The organism is Bartonella raoultii, assembly GCF_019659805.1.
Classification (GTDB): Bacteria; Pseudomonadota; Alphaproteobacteria; order Rhizobiales; family Rhizobiaceae; genus Bartonella; species Bartonella raoultii.
In genome coordinates this window covers 115,691-130,224 of record NZ_JAIFRO010000004.1, presented here as the reverse complement: position 1 = coordinate 130,224, position 14,534 = coordinate 115,691, and the positions used below count along the sequence as shown (strand labels likewise).

15 protein-coding genes and 2 pseudogenes are annotated in these 14,534 nt (G+C 38.5%); 7 read left to right on the top strand and 10 right to left on the bottom strand.

The genetic code is table 11. The features are described 5' to 3' along the window. The first annotated feature begins 75 nt into the window (after positions 1-75). The 7 genes from rimM to K3248_RS04875 all read left to right on the top strand — a co-directional run bounded on the left by rimM (position 76) and on the right by K3248_RS04875 (position 6,160). On the top strand, positions 76-618 hold the full coding sequence (gene rimM / locus K3248_RS04905; protein ID WP_220717282.1) for a ribosome maturation factor RimM: 543 nt from the start codon (positions 76-78) through the stop codon (positions 616-618). 268 nt (positions 619-886) lie between these two features. Continuing rightward, on the top strand, positions 887-1,585 hold the full coding sequence (gene trmD, locus K3248_RS04900; protein ID WP_220717281.1) for a tRNA (guanosine(37)-N1)-methyltransferase TrmD: 699 nt from the start codon (positions 887-889) through the stop codon (positions 1,583-1,585). 216 nt (positions 1,586-1,801) lie between these two features. Then, entirely contained in the window at positions 1,802-2,242 is a 441-nt protein-coding gene (gene rplS, locus K3248_RS04895) for a 50S ribosomal protein L19 (RefSeq protein WP_220717280.1), read from the top strand. A gap of 468 nt (positions 2,243-2,710) precedes the next feature. Then, entirely contained in the window at positions 2,711-3,112 is a 402-nt protein-coding gene (gene sdhC / locus K3248_RS04890) for a succinate dehydrogenase, cytochrome b556 subunit (protein WP_220717279.1), read from the top strand. An 18-nt stretch (positions 3,113-3,130) separates the two neighbouring features. After that, positions 3,131-3,517, top strand: coding sequence for a succinate dehydrogenase, hydrophobic membrane anchor protein (gene sdhD, locus K3248_RS04885; RefSeq protein WP_220717278.1), 387 nt, complete (start codon positions 3,131-3,133; stop codon positions 3,515-3,517). Positions 3,518-3,521: 4 nt separating this feature from the next. Then, positions 3,522-5,366 (top strand): succinate dehydrogenase flavoprotein subunit, encoded by a 1,845-nt coding sequence (sdhA, locus tag K3248_RS04880; RefSeq protein ID WP_220717277.1) that lies wholly within the window; start codon positions 3,522-3,524, stop codon positions 5,364-5,366. Between the two features lie 14 nt (positions 5,367-5,380). Further along, on the top strand, positions 5,381-6,160 hold the full coding sequence (locus K3248_RS04875) for a succinate dehydrogenase iron-sulfur subunit (protein WP_220717276.1): 780 nt from the start codon (positions 5,381-5,383) through the stop codon (positions 6,158-6,160). Between the two features lie 888 nt (positions 6,161-7,048). Here the strand turns inward: K3248_RS04875 and virB11 are convergent. The 10 genes and pseudogenes from virB11 to K3248_RS04835 form a co-directional block, all read right to left on the bottom strand. After that, positions 7,049-8,110 (bottom strand): P-type DNA transfer ATPase VirB11, encoded by a 1,062-nt coding sequence (gene virB11 / locus K3248_RS04870; RefSeq protein WP_220717275.1) that lies wholly within the window; start codon positions 8,108-8,110, stop codon positions 7,049-7,051. Then, on the bottom strand, positions 8,085-9,251 hold the full coding sequence (gene virB10 / locus K3248_RS04865; protein ID WP_220717274.1) for a type IV secretion system protein VirB10: 1,167 nt from the start codon (positions 9,249-9,251) through the stop codon (positions 8,085-8,087). Before virB10 ends, virB11 begins: the two co-directional genes overlap by 26 nt. Continuing rightward, positions 9,251-10,057 (bottom strand): P-type conjugative transfer protein VirB9, encoded by an 807-nt coding sequence (gene virB9, locus K3248_RS04860; protein WP_220717273.1) that lies wholly within the window; start codon positions 10,055-10,057, stop codon positions 9,251-9,253. The genes virB10 and virB9 overlap by 1 nt, the downstream gene beginning before the upstream one ends. Before the next feature lie 13 nt (positions 10,058-10,070). Beyond that, positions 10,071-10,769 carry a VirB8 family type IV secretion system protein gene (locus K3248_RS04855; RefSeq protein WP_220717272.1) on the bottom strand — a complete coding sequence of 233 codons (699 nt, stop codon included), beginning with the start codon at positions 10,767-10,769 and terminating at the stop codon, positions 10,071-10,073. Further along, positions 10,766-10,909: a TrwH protein gene (locus K3248_RS04850; protein WP_220717271.1), complete on the bottom strand. Its 144-nt coding sequence runs from the start codon at positions 10,907-10,909 to the stop codon at positions 10,766-10,768. The genes K3248_RS04855 and K3248_RS04850 overlap by 4 nt, the downstream gene beginning before the upstream one ends. 222 nt (positions 10,910-11,131) lie before the next feature. Further along, the gene (locus K3248_RS04845; protein ID WP_220717267.1) at positions 11,132-11,983 is read right to left on the bottom strand and encodes a TrbL/VirB6 family protein; all 852 of its coding nucleotides are present in this window, start codon (positions 11,981-11,983) and stop codon (positions 11,132-11,134) included. Positions 11,984-12,198: 215 nt separating this feature from the next. Further along, positions 12,199-12,873 carry a type IV secretion system protein gene (locus K3248_RS08760; protein ID WP_246588290.1) on the bottom strand — a complete coding sequence of 225 codons (675 nt, stop codon included), beginning with the start codon at positions 12,871-12,873 and terminating at the stop codon, positions 12,199-12,201. 321 nt (positions 12,874-13,194) lie between these two features. Continuing rightward, positions 13,195-13,269: pseudogene (locus K3248_RS08755) on the bottom strand (TrwG protein); the annotation flags it as partial. A gap of 56 nt (positions 13,270-13,325) precedes the next feature. After that, a pseudogene (locus K3248_RS08750) lies at positions 13,326-13,409 on the bottom strand (TrwH protein); the annotation flags it as partial. Between the two features lie 222 nt (positions 13,410-13,631). Beyond that, entirely contained in the window at positions 13,632-14,483 is an 852-nt protein-coding gene (locus tag K3248_RS04835) for a TrbL/VirB6 family protein (RefSeq protein WP_220717267.1), read from the bottom strand. Positions 14,484-14,534: the final 51 nt, after the last annotated feature.

The window sequence follows — 14,534 nt, the reverse complement described above, 5'->3', positions numbered from 1 at the left end:
CAACAAGATTGAGTAGAAAATTATGAGATTGAGGAATTCATTTTTGAGAGATAATTTTGAGAGATAATATTGTGTATGAAATATAATAGAAAAAAGCTTAAAAATAAAGTCTATCTTGCCATTATTGGTCTACCTCATGGGATAAAAGGAAATGTTTTGGTTAAGGTATTGAGCGGTGAACCACAGCGTTTAAAAAACTATGGCATTCTTTATGATGATATGGGGCATTCTTATGAAATTGTAACCCTTCGTGTGCAAAAAAGTAATGCTATTATACATTTTAAAGGGATTGAAGATCGCAGTACTGCAGAGGCTTTAAAGGGGATTCGCCTTTATGTTGCGCGTGATCAATTAATTGACGATTTGGCTGAAGATGAATTTTATCAAGTTGATCTCATAGGCCTTCGTGTTCAAAATTCTGCTGGACAAACCTTAGGAACGGTGAAAGGTTTCTGTAATTTTGGGGCAGGTGATTTGCTTGAAATACGTGAAAATGATGGCAAAACTGCGTTTATTCCTTTTAGCAAAGTAGCAGTACCACACATTTGTATTGCTTCCGGTTTTCTTGTTGTTGATCCAGTCGCTGCTGGTTTAAGTGAGAGAGAAGAAATAGCGTGAACCCTAAAATATATTTTTGGATGTTTTTTCTGGTTTTTGAAATATTTCTTAAATTTTGGAGTATTTTTGAGCACAGCAAGCTTTTACAACGAGGAATATGGGCATTATCTCTCTTCATAGAATTTAGAAAAATGAGGACAAATAGCGTGGGAATGAAGAATTTTTATTTAAGCAAATAAAGTGAAGTTGATGACACTTAAGTTAAGCTCAAGCAACTTACATAAATTATTTATGCGCTCTGATTCACAATAAGGATGAAAAAATAAAAATGAATTTTCAAGCACGTGTTTTGACACTTTATCCTGAAATGTTCCCTGGATTTTTGGGTTATTCTTTGGCAGGGCAAGCTTTAAAGCGAGGCATATGGGCGTTGGAGACCATACAAATTAGAGATTTTGCTTTGGATAAACACCATAGTGTTGATGATACTCCAGCTGGTGGAGGTGCTGGAATGGTAATGCGGGCGGATGTGTTGGCTGCTGCACTTGATAGTTGTCCAAATGATTCGCCTCGATTATTGATGAGTCCGCGTGGGCGTCCTTTTAACCAAGCTTATGCACGCTCTCTAGCACATGATTCGGGTGTGACGTTGATCTGTGGGCGTTTTGAAGGTGTTGATGAGCGGATTATAGAAGCGCGAGAACTAGAAGAGGTTTCCATTGGTGATTATATTCTTTCAGGAGGGGAAACGGCTGCATTGGTTCTTTTGGATGCCATTATACGTCTTCTTCCTGGCGTAATGGGGAATGAAGTTTCTGGAAAGTGTGAAAGTTTTGAGCATGGTTTGCTGGAGCATCCCCAGTATACACGTCCTGCTGTTTTTGAAGGACGACAGATTCCGTCTGTGTTGATGTCAGGTCATCACAAAGCAATTGCAGATTGGCGTCAACAGCAAGCCGAATTGTTGACATATCAACGTCGTCCTGATCTCTATGCTCTTTATGATAAAAATCGTCAGAAAACTTGATTCCTTTTGTAAGGTAGTGTATTGCATGGCTCTCTTTTGAGAGAGTTTTCTTGGGAAGGGTTTTCTATTACTCCAAAATAAAAGATTTAAGGGATGGTGTATTCGCTCCTGTGTAAGGCATAGCCTAAAGAGTTTCTTTTTCTTTGTGTGAAAAGGCTTTTTTGGTAAGAGGTGAGCGCTCTGACTGTTCGATAAAGAACATGAAGGATGAAAGAAATGAATATTATTGCGCAGCTTGAAGCTGAACAATGTGCAAAAATTGAAAAACAACGCCAACTGCCAACATTTCAAGCAGGAGATACAGTGCGTGTCATGGTGCGTGTGACCGAAGGTACGCGGACACGTGTTCAAGCTTATGAAGGGGTTTGTATTGCACGTTCTGGCGGTGGCTTAAATGAAACCTTTACAGTGCGTAAGATTTCTTATGGTGAAGGTGTTGAGCGTGTGTTTCCTCTTTATTCTCCCTTGATTGAAGGCGTTGATCTTGTGCGTCGCGGAAAAGTGCGTCGTGCAAAACTCTATTACCTTCGTAATTTAAGAGGGAAAGCAGCACGTATCTCTGAAAAAAGAGATTATCGCAAAAAAACTGAAAAGATTGCAGAGGGTGTAGAAAAAACAACTGTCATCACCGATGCGGAAACGCAAGCTGCTGAATAAAAATTTGTTTCTTCTAAATTTGATGAAAAAAGCGGCGGAAAAGCCGCTTTTTTATGTCATAAATAATTTGTCTTCGTTACTGAAGAAGTCGTTTTTGTACATCAAAAACAGGAAAATATTCAAAAATACTTGGAATATTGGGATGTAAAACAGTATCGCGCATATCATGCATCTTGGGGCGTAGAAGAGAAGATTGCTGAGAAAATACATGTTTATGTTATAAGAAATAATGTTAGGCCTTTGACGTGAAGAAAAAATTGTATTAAATTAAGGCGCGTTTTATGGATTTTGTCTGTAAAATGATCGGTTTTTTTTATGCGCGACCTTTAATCCGTTATTTGAGATAACCGACCTGTAAGATTTGCATCTTAAGATGCTAAATAGGTATAAATGATAATGCACTTGGTCGTTTTATGCGGGCTTTTTTACGTATAATGCGGTTGCAGTGAAATCAGGTCAGGATATTTTATGATAGAAACAAATAGGATAAAAGAACGCCCCCGTTCTCCCCACGTAAGTATTTATCGTTGGACCATTACGATGGCTATGTCTATTGCTCATCGTATCACGGGGGTGGCACTTTACTTTGGAATGATTTTTCTTGCCATTTGGTTAACTGCAATTGCTTGTGGGGAGGAGTCTTTTAAAATAGTTCATGCCATTTATAGTTCTTGGCTTGGCCTTTGTATTTTATTTCTCTATACCCTTGCTGGAGTTCATCATATGGTTGGGGGAATTCGGCATATTGTGTGGGATATGAAACCTTCTCTTTTGATGAAGGAAAAAGCAACGGCAACGGCATGGACAACAGTGTTTATTTCTCTTATTGTGACTTTTGCAATTTGGATTATTGGATATACCATTGTTTAGATGGGGGTGGAAAGGAATATGAAAAAAGATTTTCGAACCGAACTTGGAAAGGTACGAGGACGTGGAAGTGCACATGAGGGAACAGAGCATTTTTGGTTACAGCGTGTGACAGGCTTTATAAATCTGCCTCTTTTGATCTTTTTTATCGTTCTTATTCTTTCGCTTGTCGGAAAAGATTATACTTTTATACGTACGCGGCTTTCACATCCTATTGTCGCCGTTTTAATGGGGTTGATGACTCTTTCCGTTCTTTATCATATGAAACTTGGAATGCAGGTTGTTATTGAAGATTATGTACCGCGTGAAAGTCTTCGAATATTTTTTTTAGTATTAAATATTTTGTTTTGTTTTATTTTGGGCGGTGTAATTATTTTTTCTCTTTTAAAAATTGCGTTAGGGGGTTGAACATATGGTGAGCACAGGATCATCTCTGGGCGCTAGAGCAGGTAATGCCCCTTATCATTATGTAGATCATAAATTTGATGTCGTCGTCGTCGGTGCAGGGGGGGCGGGTTTACGCGCAACACTTGGTATGGCTGAGCAAGGCTTAAAAACAGCTTGTATTACAAAGGTCTTTCCTACAAGATCACACACTGTTGCTGCGCAAGGTGGTATTGCTGCTTCGCTCTCCAATATGGGACCTGATAATTGGCAGTGGCATTTGTATGATACCGTGAAAGGATCTGATTGGTTAGGCGATACCGATGCAATGGAATATTTGGTGCGTAATGCACCTGCTGCTGTCTATGAATTAGAACATTACGGGGTACCTTTTTCCCGTACACAAGAAGGAAAAATTTATCAACGTCCTTTTGGAGGCCATACAACAGAATTTGGTGAAGGTCCACCAGTGCAACGAACTTGTGCTGCTGCAGATCGCACTGGGCATGCTATCTTACATACCCTTTATGGACAGAGCTTAAAGCATAATGCGCAGTTTTTTATTGAATATTTTGCACTTGATTTGATCATGACTGATGGTGTCTGTACAGGTGTTGTGGCGTGGAATCTTGATGATGGAGTTATACATCGTTTTTCTGCTAAGATGGTTGTGCTCGCTACGGGAGGATATGGACGTGCTTATTTCTCTGCAACATCAGCTCATACTTGTACAGGTGATGGAGGAGGAATGATTGCGCGTGCTGGATTACCTTTGCAAGATATGGAGTTTGTGCAATTTCATCCTACAGGCATTTATGGTTCTGGTTGCTTAATTACAGAGGGAGCCCGTGGTGAAGGTGGCTATTTAATCAACTCAGAAGGTGAGCGTTTTATGGAGCGTTATGCGCCTTCTTTTAAAGATTTGGCGTCACGTGATTTGGTATCGCGTTGTATTACACTTGAAATTCGTGAAGGGCGTGGTGTGGGACCCAAAAAGGATCATATTCATCTGGTTCTAAACCATATTGATCCTGCTATTTTGCACGAACGTTTGCCAGGAATTTCTGAATCAGCACGAATCTTTGCTGGGGTTGACGTAACAAAAGAACCTATCCCTATCCTTCCAACGGTTCATTATAATATGGGGGGGATTCCAACCAATTATTATGGAGAGGTTCTCAATCCAACAGCTGATGCACCTGATCGTGTGCAACCAGGTTTGATGGCTGTGGGGGAAGCAGGTTGTGCTTCCGTTCATGGTGCCAATCGCTTGGGCTCTAATTCATTGATTGATCTGGTCGTATTTGGGCGTGCTGCCGCAATTCGTGCGGGAGAAGTGGTTGATAGAAATGCAGATATTCCACCTATAAATGAAGAGGCGGTTGATAAAATTATGGCCCGCTTTGATCGCTTGCGCTTTGCTCAAGGAGCAATACCGACAGCTGTATTGCGGGAAAAAATGCAACGTACTATGCAGGAAGATGCTGCTGTTTTCCGTACAGAAGATTCTTTACAACAAGGATGTCAGCGGATGACTAAAATTTGGGGGGAATTGTCTGATCTCAAAGTTACAGATCGTTCTCTTATATGGAATTCTGATTTGGTTGAAACACTGGAACTTGAGAATTTGATGATTAATGCTATTAGCACTGTTTATTCTGCAGAAGCGCGTCTCGAAAGCCGAGGGGCCCATGCGCGTGAAGATTATCCAGACCGCGATGATAAAAATTGGCGGCATCATACGGTTTCACGTTTATCAAAAGAGGGAAAAGTGACTTTGTCTTATCGGCCTGTTCACGTTGATCCTTTAACACCTGAAGAAGAGGGTGGAATCGATTTAAAACGTATTGCACCTAAAAAACGTGTTTACTAAGGGGAGAATAAATTATGGTACAAATTAAGCTTCCCAAAAATTCTCAAGTCAAAGCAGGGAAAATTTGGCCTAAGCCTGAAGGTGCTACGCAGCTGACAGAGTTTCATGTTTATCGTTGGTCGCCTGATGATGAAGAAAATCCCCATTTAGATACCTATTATGTGGATCGCTCTGCTTGTGGTCCTATGATTCTTGATGGGCTTTTGTTTATTAAAAATCATATCGATCCAACCTTGACACTGCGCCGATCATGTCGTGAGGGAATCTGTGGATCATGTGCGATGAATATTGATGGTACAAATACTCTCGCCTGTACAAAAGGGATGGATGAAGTAAAGCATCCTATTAAGGTCTATCCTTTGCCTTCTATGCCAGTTGTTAAAGATTTGGTTCCTGATTTGAAACGTTTTTATGCGCAACATCGGGTCATTGAGCCTTGGTTGCAAACTGTTTCACCAGAGCCGGCAAAGGAATGGTTACAAAGTTATTCGGATCGCCAAAAAATTGATGGTCTTTATGAGTGTATTTTATGTGCATGTTGCCAGACATCATGTCCAAGTTATTGGTGGAATGGTGATCGTTATTTGGGGCCAGCGATTTTACTCCAAGCTTATCGTTGGATTGCAGATTCTCGCGATGAAATGTGTGGCGAACGTCTTGATAATTTAGAAGATCCTTTCCGCCTTTATCGCTGCCATACCATTATGAATTGCGCACAAACTTGTCCAAAAGGTTTAAATCCAGCAAAAGCAATTGCTGAAATTAAAAAACTTATGGTTGAACGGCGTCTTTAAAAATTTATCGATTAAAAGGCTAAAAAAAAGCTTCTAAAATATGCATTGGCATGCGTGACCTTTTGGTATTTTAATATCTTGTATGGTGTTTAGTCTATAAAAGTTTATTGATTTTCCATATTACTATCATAAGGTAAGTTATTATCGTTCTTTTAAAAAGAAAATAGATTTCTTTGAGAGGGTATATTGTGAATATGCAAATGCTTTTGTAACGTTTTGTTGCGCTCTCGATGACTCTATCATGATAAAAATGATATTTTATGCTGATGTAATTTTAGAAGCTTTCATTTTGCACTCCTCATTTATCTATGAAAATGCATTTTTTGATAAAAAAGTAAAAGTGTTATAATGCATTCTTTGAAGAATTAAGAAAGAGAATTCCTAATCTATTATATCTGTTCTATTTTCTATTATCGTATTGAATTTTTATCTCTATGAAATGAAATTGAATGATATCTTGAGCTTTCTGAGAAATGATAGGATAATTGTTTAATCGAAAAGCATATAATGTAAGTGCGATGTAATGGAAACAATGCATTTTTGAACGATAAGCTATTGTTTTAAGAATAGATACTATTTGCAATAGGTAAATGTTCATATCTTATCAGATATTTTATTCCTCTATGATTGACAACTTTATTTCTTTTTCGGAAATTTTGATACGGTAAATCACATATTTTAAAAAAATAAATCTAAACACTAAAAATCTTTTAAGTGATTGATTCTTCTTGTGAGGATATGATTATCAATTTTTATCTTCTCTGTTTGTTAAATGTGCGAAAAACTGATCAGAGAAGTTAAGTAAAAGAAAAGGCTGATTCTCAAAGATTTTATCAATAGCCGCAACAATTTGTTGCGGCTATAATTTTGCTAAGAAAAGAGCTTTATTTAAATTATTTTCGATTTGGAAAAAATAGGATCGTAAAAGACTTCAGAGAGTTGTCTATTCTTCACAAACAATATGACATCCACTGTAGTGTAAAGCACAAGCTTTATCATTTCTATGTCAAGTTGGCGACCCACTTCTGATCTTTTAATCAGTGTAGCACACCGTTCGAATGTCTGCAAAGCATTGTTGGCATGTGTTGTTGTAATTGATCCCGGATGTCCAGTGTTTAAGGAATTAAGATATTCCCATGCTTCATTGCCTCGCAATTCTGCAAGAAAAATACGATCAGGTGATTGGCGCATACATGCATCTAAACACTCATCAGCAGGAACACGGCCTGCACCATTGCCATAAATCATATGTACATGGTTTGGATGATTCGGGAGAAACAGTTCATGTACATCTTCAATTGTGATAATGCGCTCCTCTACGGGAACTTTTTCAATTAAGGAGCGGGCAAATGTTGTTTTACCTGATCCTGTTTTACCAGCGATGATGATGTTGCGTTTGTAAAGAATACATTGTTCTAAAAACTCAAGAATTTTCCTATCACGTTTGTATTGCAAGAGTTGAACTTCAAATGGTTCTAACCGTGTGAAATCTTGCTTCAGTAAAAAGCTTTTTGCTTCTCTTTCTGAAGGCTTATTAAAGCTTACATCGGCACAGTTATCAAATACTCCTTCCTTATCGAGTTCTTCTAACGTCTTAACCGTGAGAGTATGTTTACGAATCATAAAGGATAGGGAGCCCTCGATGACAGCAGGTGTTTGTATAATTGTACCACGCTGTCCACCAGGCAATAAAACATAATTAATGCTTTGCGGAGCCATACCGTTATAAACGATAATAGCTGTAATAAGCGTTTGTAAAAAAGAGGTTGTTAGTTCTGGTACATTGTGTACCTGCCACCCCTGAAAGCTTTTGGTCCATACTTCACCGGGGCGACAAATTGATAATTCGGTAATTTGGGGATCTTCTAAGAAATGGTCAAGTGGTTGCAAAAGTTGTGCAACTGCTTGATCTTTCTGTATTCGGTTATCGTGTAACGAGACTGTAGACATTGCTGAAATCCAGATCGCGAGCAACAAAAATATTTACTCTCTCGCCTTGGTTTTTATAAAGTGTTGGCATAATGTTGATTGAATTTTGAATAACATCGGTTACGAGTGATTCGGCGTTATGTGCATTTTGTAGTCTTTCTTTATCTTTATCTTTATTTCCGTAACCAATTTTGTTTCTCACCCATTCTCCAAAATCACCGATGATACTCACCATGATTGCACCACTAAACCGCTCCCAAAAATGTGTATCAACCCAACCACCGATACCAGCTTCGCCAAGAGGGCCTGTACCAGGTGAGTCAAGATTAACGATAACACCAGAAGGTGTTTCAATACGCAACCATTGTACAAATACACGCATTTGTCCTTGTTGTATGCCGCTTTGGTAAAAACCAACCACTTTAGAACCACGATCAAGCAACACAACACGACCACTTGTAGAATAAATATCACGTGTTAAATAACATGTGGTCATTCCAGGTTGTGATGTGATGATTTTGGTTTCCAGTGTGCAATCTATCTGTGTTCCTTGCGTAATGAGGAGATCACGGTTATGGAGTTGCCCTGCATATGATTGACCTAACCGTACAGGTTGGAGATTATCGAATAATTCGCTATTACCTCTATTGGTGTTCGCGCTATCATTTTTTGTATCACTTGCTGTGCTTTCGCTACTTCCACCGCCGTTAAGACTTGAACTGAGCATACGTTTGCGTGCTAAATCCTCAGCATCTTTAACCAAATGGGGGGGCATTGTTGTTTGAATAAGTTGGGCCCAAGCCGGTGAAATCGATTGTGTTGTTTCATCCAGATGTGTTGGATGTTCCAATTCTTCTATAGTTTTTCGTTCTTCTATGATCCGAGGGGTATAGCTTGGAATAATTTGTTGCACCGTTTGTTGAGGTTTTTCTTCTTCAACATTTACAGCGTTACGCATTTTTAGAGCTTTCCAAGACAGCATGATTGGTATTGCTACTATGGCAATGATTCCTACTATTAACAATGTACGTGCACCAGGAATGGTTGGACGGCGTTCTAAACCGAGCTCAGAGCTACCATACGCACCTTCAATATGTCTTTGCTGGGTATCGTCCAATGCTGTACTTTTGTTAATTTCATCTCCTTTCTTCTTACCAAACATTATTTTCCTCCTTTATTAATACGATGAACCATCGAGGACACTGTCCCAGTTGTGTTTGGTATACCATTAGGGTCATAAGCTTCATTGAAAACCGCTAGAGCACGTTTACCAAGGCGTATGAGCCATTTAGGGTTAACCTTATGAACAGCGATAATATCATTGGAACTGCCTACAATGGTACGCGGTATTAAGCTTTCATTGCCTTCAGCATCTACTACGTAAATCGAGGGCATATCCATATTGGCGGAAAACTTGAAATAGGTAATACGTCCATTGTCCCAAGCATTTATTGGGGCAATATCTTGGTGACCACTCATAGTGTAACGAAGATTATAACCTTTTGCGCCTTGATGAAAACCACGTTCAATAGCAAGATGTTGGCTATTATCATCTACATCTTTAGATGTTGAATCAGGATAATGGAATGCTAACTCATAAGTTGCTCCAGCTCGGTCATTGCGAAACTGTAATCGAAATTTATAGCTGCGTTTGTCAGTGACAACGATAAGATTCGTGTTAGCAAGTTCTGCTTTGGGTTTAATAAATATATGCTGCCCTTTATGCGCAAAGGCATAGGCTTCAGAATCACCAAAAGCATGGGTGATATAACGCTCGCCTTCTTCAAGAATGATATGTGTTGCTACACCAAGAACGGTTTCAATTTGAACGACATCATCACTGTTATATGAAACATAGCGAATACGATGATCATATTGTGAACTGGATGGGGTTTTAAGCGCCTGAACAGGTATCGTATAGAGGGAGGAAAACGAGGTGAGTAAGGCCACAAACACAAGTTTTTTCATAAAAATCAATTCCTTAATTATTCAAAAGTACTTCTGGGTCAGTGCGGTAACTCGTTATTTGGAAACCAAGGGGATTAAGCAATCGATCAGATGATGTCATTGGTGCACCAACATAGGTATAACTAATTGTTGCAATTTTATGTTGTTTTGGTCCAACTACACCGTTGCTGTCATATTGTTGTGTTGTAAAACGTATGGTTGCTTGACCCTGCCTATCAGGCTGGATTGATCGTACTGTTACTATAATGCGCGCTTTATTAGAAAGGATTTTGTCAGGCGCATTGTCACCTTCATAAATTTTGTGAAACTCTTGTTGCACTGTTGGTGCACTTAAAAGTGCTGCCGTTTTATAGTTTAACTGAATAGTATCATAGTCATAAGCTTCGCGGTTTAATACGTATTGATTAAGCCAGTACCTATCTACAACTTCTCCGTAACTGGTTTCATGTTCGCGTATGGTAGAGATGACATCAACCGCCCCCGTCGTGTTGTCAACGCGTAAAACCAAAGGAGTAGGAGCGGGTTGGGAAAAACCAATCACTCCGCACATCATACCGAATAATCCAAAAATGCCAACAACACCTGCTACACGCCAAGCTGTTCTGCGTGATTTTATAAATTCGCTTATGAGCTCCCGTTCCAAACCTCTGCTTTCTTCATAATAACTATTGAGTTTTTCTGCTTTGACTGGTTTAGCTTGTTTTTTTCTCATACTGCTCCTCGTTGAATTTCGATAGGGACTGTTTTGTTAATGGGTACGCGATTCCAATTGTTTGGTTGTTTTGGCTTTGGAGCCAATGCACAAGCCGATAAAAGACCGGCAATCAAAACGATAGAAATGATTGGTTTCATTTTTAAAATCCATCTTTTATGACTGTAAAATACAGCCTAGCACTTTTTTGTCACTATTTCAATTTTGATTATAAATTAAATTGTATAGTTTGCGATAGTTTTTATTTTCTTAATTTTACTTTTTGTGATGAAAATATTCACTTGGCGCCTAGATATTTTTTATTGGAGAGCTTTGCTTATTGGTTTCTTGTTTTTATGAAGAAATATTATTGTTTGGATCCTCTAGTTTTTATAAGAACCTCTCCACAGATGCCCAAGCGTTATGCCTTTTGCTAAAGAATGGGCCATGCCTGAGAGTTTGAACAGCAGTATTGTGAAAATAATAGACAAGATAATTGCCCCGCCAAGCGTGTAACCCATATTGTAGGAGTAATCAATTTGCATACTTTGCGTATAAAGTAAGAAGATACGCATCATGAGATTAAATAAAGTGGAGAGGAATACGATAAGAATTGTATAGCTCAAGATTTGTACGATCCATTGGTCAAAGAAGCGACGTGTTGCTTGCCAGAGTAGTGCAAGAATGAAGAATGGTCCAAGTCCGGCGAGAAGTGAGATTATAACTTTTGCTAACAGAATGAATGCACTGCCAATTGCTAGGAAGCTGCATGTTGCGAGCAACATGAGGATACCAAAGAGAGCAAAGAGAAAACCGTCGGAATTAAAATAGACAGCTTCTTCGAAATTTTGGTTAGCATAGCTGAAACCGTTTTTGGCGGCTTGATCAAGCAAATCACTTAATTTTGTGTTATCGGCAGGGTCTTTTATAAGTGCTTGGAATAACTCAGAAGGGGTCTTGATTATAATGTCTGTGATTTCCTGTTGATAAAGGCCAGAGGTTATTGCGATGGAAATGACAATACTCATTCTTAGACATCGGCTTAAGAATTCAGAGACAGGCATTTCTATTGTACCGCGCATGACGAGTATAGCATAGACGATAAAAGCGATTGTAAGCCCGGTAGAGATGAAGGGTGTTGCTACAGTAATCACTGTTTTTGAAATATCGGTGATATATGTTTGTGTTGCCGTTTCAATGATATTGAAAAGCTCTGTAAACAATTGGAAAGCCATGATATTCCTCTTTCACGTATTTTTTTCATCATTTTTAGGCATTTCTACATGTCCTATGCGTTATTTGCATTTATGCGTTGTCTTCCAAACATTTTGCTGATGTGCTGAAATTTTTAGTTGGGGCATGTTTTGCTTTTTGTCTGCAGTGTTTCACAAGTAGGGTGGAGGGATTAATTTGTTAGCACACACGCAAAGAGGAATGACAATCGTATTACTTAAAATTTCTTTGTAATAGATCGTAGACTAGGCATATGCGTATTGGTATGGCGGAACACTGTTGCATATAATTGCTGTTTACGCTGATTGAGCAGCTCTTCTTGATTGTTATAAGAATCTGTAAGTATTTGGAACTTTATTATTTCATTTTGTATTGCACTCGATAAAAATCTTATGCTTGCTTGTATTTCAGCAATACTTTTCAAATCGTTTGTGTCTTCGATTCTTTCTACCAATTTTTTGAGTGCTTCAAAACGATTATGCGCCATAACAAAAGATTTTCTGCTTATATTTTCTCCAAAAGCGATTGTATTTTGGACCTTTTGAGAAATGTATTTTCGGTCATACTTGTAATTACTAATTAATTGTCGCGCATTCTTTAGTTCATAGCTCTTCAAGATGTTATTGACTTTATTGGCTTCATCTTGTGTGGGAACAGCCGTTAGCAATATATCATTATCCGATATATATTTTGTTATATCTGCATCTGGCCCTAAAATTGCTTGTATATATTCTTCTAATGTATTGATTGCTTTTTTATTAGCTTCCGTTATACGATTTCCTGTTATAGATTCATATATTTTTTCTGTTCTCTTAAACTGTTGTTGTATTGTTTGAAATTGTTTTGTTAGTAGCTCACTTTGTTCTGATAGCTTTTCCACGTGTTCGTGCATTGAAATTTCAAGCTGGCCAAGACTCATAAAAAGTTCTGCCATACCGTTTTTTGATTGTAAAATGGGCGCTTGTTCTTGCATGGCTTTAACACTTTTTACATTCGCCATATCCCCCTGGTGTTGCGGAGGAGTTGCTGGTTTCCCCTTACGTTGCGGAGAAGCTGCTTGGCCCCCCTTGCGTTGCGTAGGATTTGCTGGTTGTGAAATTGCGAGTTTTGGCATTTCTAAAAGCGCAACGGCGCTTATTATCATAAGCAGCTTTAATATTTTGTTTGTCCACTTTACAGAAAGATTGACACTTCCACTGCCAACGCGTTTCCATTCTAAACCTCTGCTTTCTTCATAATAACTATTGAGTTTTTCTGCTTTGACTGGTTTAGCTTGTTTTTTTCTCATACTGCTTCTCGTTGAATTTCAATAGGGACTGTTTTGTTAATGGGTACGCGATTCTAATTGTTTGGTTGTTTTGGCTTTGGAGCCAATGCACAAGCTGATAAAAGACCGGCAATCAAAACGATAGAAATGATTGGTTTCATTTTTAAAATCCATCTTTTATGACTGTAAAATACAGCCTAGCACTTTTTTGTCACTATTTCAATTTTGATTATAAATTAAATTGTATAGTTTGCGATAGTTTTTATTTTCTTAATTTTACTTTTTGTGATGAAAATATTCACTTGGCGCCTAGATATTTTTTATTGGAGAGCTTTGCTTATTGGTTTCTTGTTTTTATGAAGAAATATTATTGTTTGGATCCTCTAGTTTTTATAAGAACCTCTCCACAGATGCCCAAGCGTTATGCCTTTTGCTAAAGAATGGGCCATGCCTGAGAGTTTGAACAGCAGTATTGTGAAAATAATAGACAAGATAATTGCCCCGCCAAGCGTGTAACCCATATTGTAGGAGTAATCAATTTGCATACTTTGCGTATAAAGTAAGAAGATACGCATCATGAGATTAAATAAAGTGGAGAGGAATACGATAAGAATTGTATAGCTCAAGATTTGTACGATCCATTGGTCAAAGAAGCGACGTGTTGCTTGCCAGAGTAGTGCAAGAATGAAGAATGGTCCAAGTCCGGCGAGAAGTGAGATTATAACTTTTGCTAACAGAATGAATGCACTGCCAATTGCTAGGAAGCTGCATGTTGCGAGCAACATGAGGATACCAAAGAGAGCAAAGAGAAAACCGTCGGAATTAAAATAGACAGCTTCTTCGAAATTTTGGTTAGCATAGCTGAAACCGTTTTTGGCGGCTTGATCAAGCAAATCACTTAATTTTGTGTTATCGGCAGGGTCTTTTATAAGTGCTTGGAATAACTCAGAAGGGGTCTTGATTATAATGTCTGTGATTTCCTGTTGATAAAGGCCAGAGGTTATTGCGATGGAAATGACAATACTCATTCTTAGACATCGGCTTAAGAATTCAGAGACAGGCATTTCTATTGTACCGCGCATGACGAGTATAGCATAGACGATAAAAGCGATTGTAAGCCCGGTAGAGATGAAGGGTGTTGCTACAGTAATCACTGTTTTTGAAATATCGGTGATATATGTTTGTGTTGCCGTTTCAATGATATTGAAAAGCTCTGTAAACAATTGGAAAGCCATGATATTCCTCTTTCACGTATTTTTTTCATCATTTTTAGGCATTTCTACATG